General features: G+C 33.5%; 9 protein-coding genes. 3 read left to right on the top strand and 6 right to left on the bottom strand.

What is annotated here, in order from left to right:
• Nucleotides 1–4 precede the first annotated feature (4 nt).
• Nucleotides 5–2947: a SusC/RagA family TonB-linked outer membrane protein gene (locus AC3ITQ_RS09510; RefSeq protein WP_489238345.1), complete on the bottom strand. Its 2943-nt coding sequence runs from the start codon at nt 2945–2947 to the stop codon at nt 5–7.
• Nucleotides 2948–3885: 938 nt separating this feature from the next.
• Between AC3ITQ_RS09510 and AC3ITQ_RS09505 the strand changes: the two genes are divergently transcribed.
• Together AC3ITQ_RS09505 and AC3ITQ_RS09500 are read left to right on the top strand one after the other, a co-directional pair.
• The gene (locus AC3ITQ_RS09505) at nt 3886–7944 is read left to right on the top strand and encodes a hybrid sensor histidine kinase/response regulator transcription factor (protein WP_489238343.1); all 4059 of its coding nucleotides are present in this window, start codon (nt 3886–3888) and stop codon (nt 7942–7944) included.
• 525 nt (nt 7945–8469) lie between these two features.
• On the top strand, nt 8470–9564 hold the full coding sequence (locus AC3ITQ_RS09500; RefSeq protein WP_489238341.1) for a Ppx/GppA phosphatase family protein: 1095 nt from the start codon (nt 8470–8472) through the stop codon (nt 9562–9564).
• A gap of 140 nt (nt 9565–9704) precedes the next feature.
• Here the strand turns inward: AC3ITQ_RS09500 and AC3ITQ_RS09495 are convergent, their stop codons facing one another.
• The 5 genes from AC3ITQ_RS09495 to AC3ITQ_RS09475 form a co-directional block, all read right to left on the bottom strand.
• Nucleotides 9705–10730, bottom strand: coding sequence for a saccharopine dehydrogenase family protein (locus AC3ITQ_RS09495; RefSeq protein WP_489238339.1), 1026 nt, complete (start codon nt 10728–10730; stop codon nt 9705–9707).
• Nucleotides 10731–10945: 215 nt separating this feature from the next.
• Nucleotides 10946–11251: a hypothetical protein gene (locus tag AC3ITQ_RS09490; protein ID WP_072975205.1), complete on the bottom strand. Its 306-nt coding sequence runs from the start codon at nt 11249–11251 to the stop codon at nt 10946–10948.
• A 187-nt stretch (nt 11252–11438) separates the two neighbouring features.
• The gene (locus AC3ITQ_RS09485; protein ID WP_489238337.1) at nt 11439–11969 is read right to left on the bottom strand and encodes a hypothetical protein; all 531 of its coding nucleotides are present in this window, start codon (nt 11967–11969) and stop codon (nt 11439–11441) included.
• Between the two features lies 1 nt (nt 11970).
• On the bottom strand, nt 11971–12588 hold the full coding sequence (locus AC3ITQ_RS09480) for a cysteine hydrolase family protein (RefSeq protein ID WP_489238335.1): 618 nt from the start codon (nt 12586–12588) through the stop codon (nt 11971–11973).
• Nucleotides 12589–12839: 251 nt separating this feature from the next.
• Complete coding sequence (locus tag AC3ITQ_RS09475; RefSeq protein ID WP_489238333.1) at nt 12840–13553, bottom strand: leucine-rich repeat domain-containing protein; 714 nt, start codon at nt 13551–13553, stop codon at nt 12840–12842.
• A gap of 179 nt (nt 13554–13732) precedes the next feature.
• Between AC3ITQ_RS09475 and AC3ITQ_RS09470 the strand changes: the two genes are divergently transcribed.
• Nucleotides 13733–14221, top strand: coding sequence for a DUF1761 domain-containing protein (locus AC3ITQ_RS09470; RefSeq protein WP_489238331.1), 489 nt, complete (start codon nt 13733–13735; stop codon nt 14219–14221).
• Nucleotides 14222–14233 lie beyond the last annotated feature (12 nt).

Raw genomic sequence — 14233 nt, 5'->3', positions numbered from 1 at the left:
GCTATTAAAATTTAAGATTAAGACCAAATAAGATTGATCGTTGTCTTGGATAAATCGTTTTGTCTACACCGTTATTTGTAATTTCAGGGTCTAAACCACTGTATTTTGTAATTACAAAAACGTTCTGAACTCCAGTTGATACTCTTAATGAAGCTTTGCTGTTTACCCAGTTGTTTAAAGTGTATCCTAATGTAATATTGTCCATTTTTAAGAAAGAAGCATTCTCTATATAAAGATCTGACAATACAACATTTGAGGTAGTCTGAAAATTAGTTTCTGTTACCTGAGATGGAATATTACTTAAAACTCCTCCGTTTTCCATAGCATCGTATTGTGCTCTGCTGGCGTCTACGGCATTAAAAATTCGGTTACCAACACTTGCTCTTAAATTGAACGAAAAATCGAATTTTTTATAATTCATGTTAGATGCAAATCCTAATGTAAAATCAGGATCCGGATTATTATAAATGTATTTATCTGAATCGTTTTTGATGTTATCCCCATTTAAATCTGCAAAAGCGCCTTCAATTGGTTTTCCTTCGTTGTTGTATAATTGTTTGTATACATAGTAAGAATAAGGAGTATAACCTTCTCTGAAAATTTGCCCCGGAGTTCCTGTTCCTGCAATATTGTCTCCTAAAAAGATATCGGTTCCGTTTACCAGATTTTTGATTCTTCTTTCGAATTTGGCCATATTAAAGTTCATGTTCCAATTAAAATTTTCTGTTTTAACGGCATTCGCATTAATCGTAAACTCGACACCTTTTGTGGTAAAGCTACCTACGTTTTGATACACGCGATTAGAAAAATTACTACCATCAGATATTGCTGCGTTTACTAATAAATCTTTAGATTCTTTGTAATAAACATCAAGTCCGGCAGATAAGCGATTGTCTAAGAAACCAAAATCAAGACCTGCGTTGTATGAAGTGGTTTCCTCCCATTTCAAATTGTTTGTTCTTTTTGATGGAAGTGCAACCGGAACCGGGCTTTCGCCGAAGTAGTATTCAGAATTTCCACCACCAACCTGGTATTTTTGCAAGTATCCATTTGGTTCCGGAATATCCTGTTGTCCTGTTATACCCCAACTTAGTCTTAATTTTAAGTCAGATAATGTTTTACTGTCTTTAAAGAAATCTTCTTTGATTTTCCATGCAAATGCTGCTGATGGAAAATTCCCCCAACGATTCGCCTCTTCAAATCTAGAAGAACCATCTCTTCTGTAAGACATCGTTAATAAATACTTATCTCTAAAATTTAGATTTGTTCTGGCAAAGAATCCTATTAAAACAACATCTGTATCCAGCGTGGTTTCAGGAAATGTTGATGGCAAATCCGGGTTTAGGATATTACCTGTTTCAAATCTTGAACTTTGAAATTTTTGATACGAATAACCACCAGTTGCTTCAAAATTCAATGCATTAAAAGTTTTATTATAAACTAAATAAGTATCTAATAATTTATTCTTTCTGGTTGCTTCTGTATATTCATTTGTCCCGTATGGAATGTTGTTGTTTGATGGCGCAGAACCGGCATCAGCACCAACCAATCTTGTTCTTTCTCCATTCGATTCATCATAACCAACATTTACAACCGCTCTTAAAGCAGGTAAAAAATGAAATTTATAATCAATTTCAAAATTTCCAAAAATTCTGTCATTCGTTCCTCTGTCGTTAGTATTCAACAATTGCGAAACAGGGTTTCTTGCTGCAGTTGATACTAATGGATAATTTCCGTTGGCATCAATTCCGGTAGTATATTCAAAATAACCCCCGTAAGGTGCACCATCCACTTTTATAGGCTGTGTTGGATCAAAACCAATAGCAGCTCCTTCAACAGCATCTGTAAATCTGTTTTTTTCGTCTGTATAATTAGCTGAAAGCCTTAATTTTAAATGATTATCAAGAAAAGCCGGATTCATTACTAAACCAACCGTGTTTCTTTTGAAAGTGTTCGTCAAACGCAATCCCTGCTGATCTGTATTTCCCAGCGTTAAACTCGTTGGAATGATATTGAATAAACTTCCTCTAATGGCTAAACTTTGGTCTACTGTACCGGTATTTCTGTAAATTGCTTTTTGCCAATCCGTATTTGCAGTTCCAAGTTTACTTAGATCATCGCTTCTTCTGTCTGCAATAACGCTTCTAAATTCATCTGCACTAAAAACGTCAACCGTTTTAGTTAATGTACCAGCTGCATATTGAACATTATAATCTACAGATAATGTTTTGCTTCCTTTTTTAGTAGTGATAATAATAACACCATTTGAAGCTCGGGAACCATAAATCGCAGAAGCTGATGCATCTTTTAAAACCGTAATAGATTCTACAGTTGCAGGATTTAATGAGGCTAAAAAGGAAGAAGATCCTGTATTGGTAGTATTATCAAGCGGTAATCCGTCAATAACAATAAGAGGATCATTACTTGCAAAAAGCGAACTTCCTCCTCGAATTCTAATTTGAGAACTAGAACCCGGAGCACCAGTTGAATTTACGGTCAAACCCGCTACTCTACCGTTAAGCAGATTTTCTGTTGTAATATTATTTCCTTTATTAAAGTCTTTGGTCGTAAGTGCCGTAACAGATCCTGTTGCATCTTTCTTTTTTACGCTTCCGTAACCGACCTGAACTACTACTTCTTTTAGTAAATTAGTATCCTCTTCAAGATAAACCGTTATGTTTTTTTGTCCGGTAACTGAAATAGTCTGATTGGAATAACCGGTATAAGAAAACGTAATTTGACTATTTGCTTTTACTCCGGATAATTGAAATTTTCCATCAAAGTCCGTAGACGCACTAATGTTTGCCCCTACTACTTTTATGTTTACTCCCGGTATGGGCTGTCCGGAAGCTTTTTCCAGTACCACTCCGCCAATTGTGTTCTGGGCAAAAACACAAAAAGGAAGTAAGAGTAATAAAAGTAAAAATTTGGTTTTAATTATTTTCATACTTTTTAAATTGGGTTGGTTTAAGTTAGTGTTTATTACTATAAGTGTTGGTTACAAAATGATCGAAAGAATATTAGTCTGCTCTTTCTTTTACAATGAGAAAAGGTTTTCCGATGTCAATTTTAATTGGAATGTTGGTCATGTTTAAATTGTTTTTGGTTAAGATAATTGGTTAGTTTGTTTGCATTGACTTACGCTGAATAAAAAAATAACATTATTACTCAAACGTTATAGCTTATAAATGCACTCTGCAAATTAAGTACAGAGCATCTTATTAAGACAGGGAAAAAATCATTTATAAAAGGGGACAATTTCGTAAAAGTGTACACACGACACTTTATAAAAGCATATTCTGTAATTTTTTAGTTTAAAAAAAATCAAAACATGAATTATTTACCTTTAAAATAATCGATTTAATAATTAAACAGCCTGTCGTTTTTAATCGGTTTATTCTCAAAAAAAACAGACCCATCTCAAAATATTTGTAGAGAAAAAAAATTACCACAGAGTTCACAAAGGAATTCCACAAAGTTCACAAAGGTTTGGACCAAGTCAATCATGTATAGCTTTGCGAACTTAATAAAGCCAATTACAAAGACACCGAAAAAAATACTTTGCGTGCTTTGCGGTAAAATTTACCACAGAGTTCACAAAGGAATTCCGCAAAGTTTACAAAGTTTAGATCAAATCAATCACATACAGCTTTGCGAACTTATGAAAGCCAATTAGAAACACACCGAAAAAATATTTTACGTGCTTTGCAGTAAAATTAACTGCAAACAAAACAAATGTTATTTTTAAGCATTACATAATAATGTGTTAATTTCGCAAAGTATCAAATTTCAAATATATTCACTTAAAAAATTGATTCAGCTTTTAGATCGCATCCCTTTTATTTTTCGTATATCAGAGAACAGCATGCTTTTAAAAAATTTTCTATGAATAAGTTAATGTTCTTTCTTGTTATTAGTCTTTTGCACATAAATGCATCAGGACAGAATTACCCGATAAGACATCTTGATATTTCATCAGGACTTTCGAACAATTCTGTTGCCTCTATATATCAGGATCAAAACGGTTATATGTGGTTCGGAACTTTTGATGGATTGAACAGATATGATGGAAATGATTTTAAGGTTTACCGCCATATTCATACTGATCCAAATTCTATTCAGGGAAATGCTATTAGCTGTATCGAAGGTGACTTTGAAAATAATTTATGGATAGGAACAACAGCCGGGCCAGTGGTTTTTAATGCTGAACGCTCTTCTTTTAGTCCGCTGCAATATTATGATACGAACAAAAAAATCAAACCTTTAAACGTTACCGCCTACGAAATAATTGCGGTACATTCTTTACACATCATTCTCGTTGCTACAAAAGAGGCAATCGTAGTTTATAAAGAAGGTGAGAAAATTGGAACAGCGATACCTTTCAACGGAAAATTAAATTACATCGCAAGATCAATATCTTATAACGCGAAAAAACAAATTTTCTATGTTTTTATTACCGGAACTGGTCTTTGTCAATATGATATTAAATCAAAAAAAATAACGCTTCTCAATAATACCATTACAGGTGCCAATTGTATTAAGCTGACAAATGAAGGACTCTGGATTGGATCGGACGAAGGGGCATACTTGTATAATCACCATCTAAATACGTATTCTGAAAATTACTTTTCGGAAAAAACCGTTGTACGTGATTTTTATCAGCAGGAAAACAGACTCTGGATTGCCACTGATGGAGCTGGTCTTTACACCATTACAAAAAATCAGGATGTTCCTGTTCTTTATCGTGCTAACGGCCCTGTTTCATTGCTTAACAGTAAATCTTTGTATGATATCTTTCAAAGCAAAAACGGCGAAATGTGGTTTGGAACCTTGCGCGGAGGCGTTAGTATGATGGGTAAAAAACCACTCGATTTTAATCATTATAAAAGCAAAGATCCCCTGACCAATAAGGAAGATGAAGATCCTGCGGCCAACTTCATGCTTTCTTTCTGCGAAGATAAAAAGAAAAACATCTGGATTGGTACCGATGGCGCCGGAATGCGGTACTGGAACAGAAAACAAAACACTTACGACGTTTACTCTACAACCTCGTCTACAGGTAGAAAAATTCAGAGCGATTTTGTTACAAGCATCGTCAGGGATTCTGATAATGCCATCTGGGTCGCTATGTGGAAAGGCGGAGTCTGCCGTATTGATCCCAAATCAAAAGCCATTCAGAATTTCTCCATTTACAATCAAATCACTAAAAAAGCAGAACAGGAATCATGGCTGCTGTTTATCGATTCAAAAAAAACACTTTGGCTTGCCGTTACTAACGGTGGAGCACTATATCAATTTGATAAAAAGCAAAATAAGTTCGTCTGTTACAGTACAACTTTGCGAGATGTTACTTGTCTCTATGAGACCAAAGATGGAAAAATATGGGGCGGAACATTTAATTCTTTTTTTGAGATCGAACCCAAAACAAAAAAAGTAAAAAACTATCATTCTGAGTATACGATCAGATGCATAACGGAAGATCAAAATAAAAATATTTGGATTGGTACTGTTGAAGGTGGTCTGCTTTTATTCAACCCAAAAACAGGCACTTTCAAAAAATTTACCACACAAAATGGTCTTTCGAGCAATACCATACTTCGTCTTTTAGAAGATAAAAAAGGGGATTTATGGATGAGTACTTATCATGGGATTTCAAGATTGAATCCTAGGAATAATACTTTTAGAAATTTCGGTGTTTCTGACGGTCTTCAGGGCAATCAATTTAGCTGGAATGCAGGTACGGAACTTTCAACTGGAGAATTTATTTTTGGTGGTATAAACGGATTCAATGTTTTTGATCCGCACAATATAAAAGACAAAAAAAATACCGGCAAATTTTTATTAAATGATTTATTGGTAAACAACCAGTCTTTAAAATTAGACAGTCCTTATATCACAGAAAAAAAACTCGAGATGATAAGTGCTGCCGAACTTCCTTATGAAAAATCGGCATTGAGTTTTGATTTTGTTTATCTTGATTATGTTAATGCTGAAAAAATTAATACCGCTTATTTTCTCGAAGGCTGGGACAAAGACTGGAACTATACCTCAAAAAATAACAGGGCCAATTACTCCAGGCTGACCGAAGGAACTTATATTTTTAAAGTAAAAACAACCGACGTTTTTGGAAACTGGACCAATGAAGTAACGCTGGCAACGGTAAAAATCCTTCCACCGTGGTACAGAACATGGTGGGCTTATACCTTTTATCTCATCGCTGCTGCAGGTGCCATTTATGCGTACGTAGGTTATCACAAAAATAAAGAAAGACTGCGCTACGAAATAAAACTGACCCGTATGGAGCATAAAAAAGACAAAGAACATGCTGAAAAACAGTTTTCTATGTTTACTTATATGGCTCATGAATTGCGCACTCCCCTTTCTTTGATTATAAATCCGCTAAAAAGTGCTATTGAGAGAAAAAACCGTTCTGAGGATGATCTTGACTTGAATCTTGCCTATAAAAATGCCAAGAGATTGTTGAGCCTTACCGATCAGTTACTGTTGTTTAGAAAAGCAGAAACGGATCTTGATGAACTCAAAATTTCAAAGATTAATCTCAACAGCTTGTGCCGTGAAATCTATGACAGCTTTACACAAATGGCGGCGGTTAAAAGTTTAAATTATCAGTTTATTGAAGAAAAAACACCCGCCGAAATATATGGCGATTATGAAAAAATAGAGATTACACTGTTTAATTTAATTTCAAATGCTTTCAAATTCACGCCTAACAAAGGATCTATAAGCATTGAGATAATAGAGAATACCACTGATGTTTCTATTATTATATCAGACACCGGGAGCGGAATTGCCGAGAATGATATTGATACTATTTTTGAAGAATTCAAACAAGGTCAGTCTAAAGCCAGCAATGGATTTGGAATTGGTCTCTATGTTGCCAAATATTTTGTGACTAAACATCATGGCGAAATATCGTGCAAAAGCGAAGTAGGAAAAGGCACTTCGTTCACTATTGTACTCCCTAAAGGAAAGACTCATTTTGCAGAAATGAGCATCAATGAAAATTATCCGAAAATGTCACCTCTTGTAGGGGAACTTCTGGAAGGAATGCCTGCAGATAATCAAAATAGAAATCAATCCTCAACTCCTGAAAATATAAAGGAGGAATTAATCAGTACAAAAAAAGTATTGCTGATTGTGGAAGACAATCCCGAAATGAATCATTATCTGGTACAGCTTTTCTCCAATAATTATATTGTTTATTCGGCAGCAAATGGACTTGAAGGATTAAAACTTGTCGAAAAACACATTCCTGATATTGTACTAAGTGATATTTCTATGGAAGGTATGAACGGTATGGATTTATGCAAAAAAATCAAACAAAGTGATGATTTAAGCCATATTCCGGTAATACTTCTTACGGCTACAACCAGCAATGATATTCATTTAAAAAGCATTACTGAAGGTGCAGACGATTATGTCACGAAACCTTTTGACAGCGATATACTTCTGGCGCGTGTAGATGCTGTTCTTCGAAACAGAGGACAATTGCGCAAGTATTTCTTAGACAGCATTACACTTCGTGAAAATCTCAATAAGGTTCCTACTGAATACAAAGAGTTCCTGGATAAATGTATTGAAATCGTTGAGGCCAATCTTGAAAATAGCGAGTTTAATCTAAAGACTTTTTCTGCTGCAATGGGTATGAGTCATTCCAGTCTTTACAAAAAGATTAAAGCAATTTCGGGACAAACTGTAAATGTTTTTATCAGATCGATCAGAATCCGCAGAGCCGCAGTAATTATGCTAACGGAAAATATTAATATCGCGCAGGTTGGCCCTCAGGTTGGTATTGAAGATCAGCGCTATTTCCGACAACAGTTCGTAAAATTATTTGGAATGAAACCTTCAGAATACATTAAAAAGTATAGAAATTCTTTTAATAAGGAATTGAATATTATTCAGAAGAGAGATATTACCTAATTAGAATTCTTCCCGATAGTAAGGCAAAGCTTCTGAGAAATCTGGAGCTTTTTTTTTACACGGAAACCAATCTTTTTTAGATTTCTAAAGAAAAAAATATTGCTCAAAATCTCCCTTTCTTAAGTCAAAAATCATTCACAAAATATAAAAAAATCCGGCGTTTTTTCGGCAGTTTTTCAATTTAACGCAAATAACAAAACATACGAAATCAATAATATTTTACTATTTTTCGAAGTTAACTTTAAAAAATAACAAGCAATACCCGTCCATAACTAATAAAACACCTAACGTTTACCATTCTCTATCAGTAGGTTAGAAATGTAAAATCCTTATGTTCTATTTTAAAAAAAATCCATATTAATTTAATGCTATGTTTTCTTCAGAACTAGTCTATTTTACTAAATGATTTTATAAATTTGCGATCTTATTTTTAATACTTATTTCACAGTATTTAGACCTGATAATCAAACTATTCTTTCAGACTTTACTCAAAAATAAATAATAACATAACTACAATTAAATCCAATGCTTAAAAAAAACAAATCCCAAATTTTATTTTTTATTCTTTTCAATTTATTTTTTTCAATTACTTCATTTGCTCAAAAAAATCTTTATGCCGGAATTGAAATTGGACGAAGAGCTATAAAAGTTTCAGTTCTTGATGTTAACAATATCAGAAAAGCTGATTATGATATTTTGTATTTTTCAAATGACAGATTTAGTTTTGCTGACCATATTACGGCGAACGGCGAACTTACTCAGGATGATATTACCCAAGCTGGTGTTACAGTTATTAGCCAATTGAGTAAAATAAGAAAAGAGTTTAAGCTTCTTGAAGAAAACATTTTTATAGTTGCTGCTCCGGTTTTTGCATCTGCCCGTAACATTGATGTTTTAAAAAATAAAATCACTTCTTTAACTAATAAAAAGCTTGACATACTTAATGTTAATGAAGAACCTAAAACGTTGGTTAAGGGTGCTATTCCACCTGTAGATTATGCTAATGCTTTCCTTCTTGATATTGGTGCTCAAACTACCAAAGGAGGATACATCGATGAACTTGAAGATGATAAATTAGAATTTATACCTCTTGAACTTGATTTTGGTACAATGACCCTTACTGATGCTGTTCAAAAAACGGTTGCCAATCAAAATCAGGTTAATGATATGTCAGTATATCAGGAAAAATCTTTTGACTTTAACTCGGTTCTGCGTAAGAAGATCAAAGATTTGCTTGACAAAAACCCTCTTTTATTAAAAAAAGATAAAATCTACCTATCGGGCGGGGCTGTATGGGCATTTGCAACGTTATATTACAATGAAAACATTAAAGAGCATTATGTTTCTTTAGGTATGGAGGATGTTCTTAATTACGATGCAATCCTAAAAAACAATTTTGCAAAGTTTACTACGCTTGCTAAAACCAATAAAGAAGCTGCAAGAGTTTTAAGCACTTATGACCAAAAATACCTTATTTCTGCAAATAACATATTGGTGAGCCTCCTTGAAAGCATTCCAAATTTAGAGACAAAAAAAATATTCTTTGTAAAAGATGGACAAACCATCTGGCTTATCTCGCACATTGCAGATCGCTCTAAAAAAGTAAACACTAATTTTTAAAGTGCTTAGAATAGTTCTCCAGAACTTCTTACTAAAAAAAATACCACTTGAAGTGGTATTTTTTTTATTTAAAATCCTTTTCTTTTAAGAAAATACACGGTTAAAATCCTGATTTTTTATTAATAAGGAGCAATCTTATTTTAATTAATGTGTGTTTCTTTGATGCCCGAAATTACGATATCATCAGTATCCAAAGCGCTTAAAAAGGCTGTTGCGTCAAAAGCTTGCCCTAATGTTGTAACTCCTTGCTTTTTTATTTTCCCTTTTAAAATTCTTTTTATAGCCTCAACGATTAAGGGAGCGGTAACGGCATAAATATCTATTCCTTCAGCCGTAATTGATCTTTTTTTGTTTCCTTTTGTTGCTACTACTTCCATACAAAAACGTTGAGACGATCTGTTTTTTTCATCTACAGGTTTAGGCTCTGGCGTTTCATCACTTCGTATATCAGCCAAAGAATTTTGACTCAAGTAAGTGTTGATTGTATTCACCTTGATATGTCGCGAAATCGTAATTATTTCTGAAAGCGGTACAGTCACAACTTCTTGTGTTAATATTGGATCCGGGAATTCCCAAATTTTTGATTTAACCTCCAGAACAGGCTGTAAACGATTTTCGGCAAAGATAAATCTTTGATAATGATTTCGTTCTCCTGTCAATCGTGTTCCTTTTGTTGGATGCCACGAATCTAAACCTATATAAAGCGCTATTTCATCCACTTTATCCCAGTCCTTCGTAAGTGCTGTACTTAATAAATCTCCCAGACCGCCATAAAAAGCAGCAGCAGGTATTATGGTTACATTAGCCAGTTTTGCCTTTTCAGAAAACTGTTCAAAGATATCCAATACGGCTTTCTGCTCTGCACTAACATCGAGATAGTGTTTTCCTAACCTCAATGCAGATTGGATAATAGGTTCTGCTGTGTCTAAAAATGGACCCGCACAGTTTACAATGATTTCTGCTTCGGCGAAAGCCTCATCCAGCGTTTCTGGCCGATTAATATCTGCCACTTTAGTTATTAAATCCGGATAATCTTTACTTAAAGTCTTTAACTTATCAGCATCCCGTCCACTAAGTATAGGTCTGAAACCTTGCTGATAAAGCTTGGCAATTAAAAACTTTCCGGTGTGGCCGTAAGCACCATATACTGCAATTTTATTTTCCATAAAATGATTTTTAATATTTAAAGATCGTTTTTTTGATATTACTTTTAGCTAAATAATTAAATAGTTACGACTTTCAGTTTCTCCAAGAAATTTAGCACTAAAATAGAAGCGTTTTTCGTATTAGCCAAATATCGTGTTTTTCATACATTTAGATTATAACAAAAAAGACCGTTCTTGAGAACGGTCTTTTTACTATTTTCAGCTTTATAAAAAGCTTAAGCTCTAAACAAAGCGTATTTATTGTAGTTGAACAATACCTGATCATAAGGCACAAAAAGCGATTTTATTTTCTCTGATGAAGCATTAAATGTAATTCCGTTATGTTTTCTGAACAAATAGATTTCTTTCAGACAGTTCGACAAACTTTGGTGTATTTCTGATGTAAAAGTTGGTAATTGTTTATCTCCTACCAATAAATCTATTTGATAATTAGAACTACTTTTAGACAAGTTATTTCCAATAATTCTTATTGTAAAAGTGGTCGCTTTTCCGTGTTGTTCACCTTGATACTGTACTACCATAATTTTAGTATTAAAAGTTTTAAAATTAATTTTCTCATCACTTCAACCTACTTTCAGTTGAATCGAATATTAAAGTTATGAAAAAATATAAGTTGTTTTACAAACTGATCTTAAATTATCAATTTGGGACAAAGTTATATAAAATTCTATTTTCAGAAATTCTTTATTCTCTTGTTTTAACAGAAATTTAATCCCACTTTCCAGCTAATACTTTATTATGAATATCTGCAGCAAATAAAGGCGTTTCTTCGTTATTATGCACCACCACATTTTGCAGCATCTGACTCTTTATCATTTCCAGATTTTCAATATTAGCCGCTTTTAATACTGCTAAAAATTCAGGTGTTGAAGTGACTAAAACCTTATTTACAAACTCGCAGCTATTTGCTGTTACGGGAAGAATTTTAATTTCCCAGGTTATTCCTAATTTAGTTATTCCCAAGTCAGAAATCGAATCTGAAACCGAATTAACTTTGCAATGATTGCTATCTCCAACTTCTTCTATATAATGCTGTACAAGAAGATTGCCTGCAATACGCTCGACATTTATCGACATCTTTTTTCCATCTTGCGAAACCGAAGTTCCCCCTGCAATATGACTAACCGAGCAAGATTGATATTCCTGATCTTTTAATGTAAAAAGCCAATCGGTAATATCTATTTTTTCTGCCGCACAATGAATTATTGCCTTTGCAGTACATTCAGCCAATATTTCCATTTTATGATTCTAAAGTTTTAATAAATTCGTCTGCCGATAAAAGAGAATGTCCATAATTCGGAAAATTTGTTTCTACGGTCGCTCTAATTTCTTCCTGATTAAAAGCGCCGATTCCATCCTTAATTAAAGTTACATGATAACCAAGTTCTACACCATATCGCGCGGTCGAATCAACACAGGTATTGGCTCGCATTCCCGCAATTATAATATGGTCGATGTCGTGCATTTTTAAAAGAAAATCGAGATCCGTATTGGCAAAACCACTCGCTGTCCAATGATTTTGAGCAATCAAATCACCTTCTACCGCTAAGAGTTCCGGATGAAACTCAGCTCCCCAGGTCCCTTTTTCAAAAACCGTAAAATTTTTAGTTCCGTTATGCGAGGGTGAAAAGAATTTCCAATTCAAATAATCTCCTTTTTGAGTATGCCTGTGAGGCGAATAAACTACCTGAATTTTATGTTTTCTGGCAGCAGTCAAAACCTTTTTTATGTTTGCTACTACATTTCCGCTTTCCACGGTTTCTTTTACAAAAGGCCATAGTTTTCCGTTTTCCGAAAGAAAATCATTAAACGGATCAATCAATATCAAGGCTGTTCTTTTATTTTGATAAGTACTCATGATTTGAAATTTAGAAGTTACTTCATTTCTTTATCAAAATTCAAACCTTAAGTTAATATATTGATTAACAGGTAAATAAATCAAGTAAAACTATTGATATACCGCTAATAACCTGATACCCTTTGAAATATCAAAAAAACACTAAAATTTCAGGGCACAAAAAAAACCGTAATGTCTTACGGTTTTCAGCAATTAACTAAATATATTTAATCAACTTGTTTAACGAGAGTAATTTTCATTCATAAGCACGATTAATTTTGGGTAACAATGGTAGTTTCTTTTTCAGTATTAATTTCTAATAAATGTGGGGTTCCATCCTCATCAAACATAGTCATATTAAGCGGATCTAATAAGGCCAGGTTTTTAGAAACAGTTCCTTTAAATTTATTGTAAGAAAGATTCATTTCAGATAAATTATGTAATTTTTCAAGTCCTTTCGGAATTTCGCCTTCAAAGCTATTATCAAACAAACTTAAATTTTGCAAAGCATGAAAATTCATTATTTCACTGCTCAGGGTTCCGGATAACTTATTGCTGTTTAAAAGTAAAACTTTCAAAGTCGAAATTTGATAGATTGAACCGGGTAAATCACCCTGGATTTCATTATTAAATAACGAAAGTACTTCAAGTTGCTTTAATTTTCCAATCTCTGCGGGTAATTTTCCCTGCAAATTATTTTTATGCAAATCGATAGTTACTAAATTTATCAGATCAAAGAACTCAGCAGGTAACTCTCCTGTCAAATTATTATCATCTAAATAAAGTCCAATTACTTTTCCATTTTCAGCCTGAACACCGTACCAGGTTGATACAGAAAGCGATAAATCCCATTTAATTTTCCAATTTGCTCCATTTGTCGCATGGTAAAATTTAATTAAGGCCTCTTTTTCTTTATCTGAGACAGTATCAGCATAAATATTCAATGAAAAAATAAAAGCTATAAAAAATAAGGTTAAGCTTTTCATAACAAAATTGGGGATTTGTTTACGGTTTAAAATTATGCAATTTCTAGATATAAAGCAGTAAATGTCGATAAAGTGTTAATAAGTATATATTTAACACTAATTATACTACTAGCTAAAAATCAACGAAGTGAATTGTTTTTTGATTAAATTTGACCAACTAATCCTAAAAACCTCATATTATGGAAATTAACTTTATTGCATTGTTACTTGCTGGAATTGTCACACTTGTTACTGGTTTTATTTGGTACAATCCAAAAGTCTTTGGAACCATCTGGATGAAAGAAAATAATCTAACTGAAGAAGATCTCAAGGCCGGAAATATGCTTAAAATCTTCGGATTTACGTATATTTTCTCTTTAATGATCACCGTAATTTTGATGGGATTAACCATTCATCAATCAGGAGCAGTAGGTATGGTAGGCGGACCACCTTTGCTAGAAAGTGCAAAACCTTCATTTGCCGCTTTTATGGCAGATTACGGAACAGCATATCGCACTTTTAAACATGGAGCACTTCATGGTTTCATGTCAGGATTGTTTTTTGCTTTACCGATAATTGGTATTAATGGTTTGTTTGAAAGAAAATCATGGAAATATATTTTTGTTCATGCCGGATATTGGATGTTAACTCTGACTTTGATGGGAGGAATTATCTGTGCTTTTGCATAAAATCATACATAC

This window comes from Flavobacterium sp. KH_001, assembly GCF_057840745.1.
This window is presented reverse-complemented; position numbering and strand designations above follow the sequence as displayed.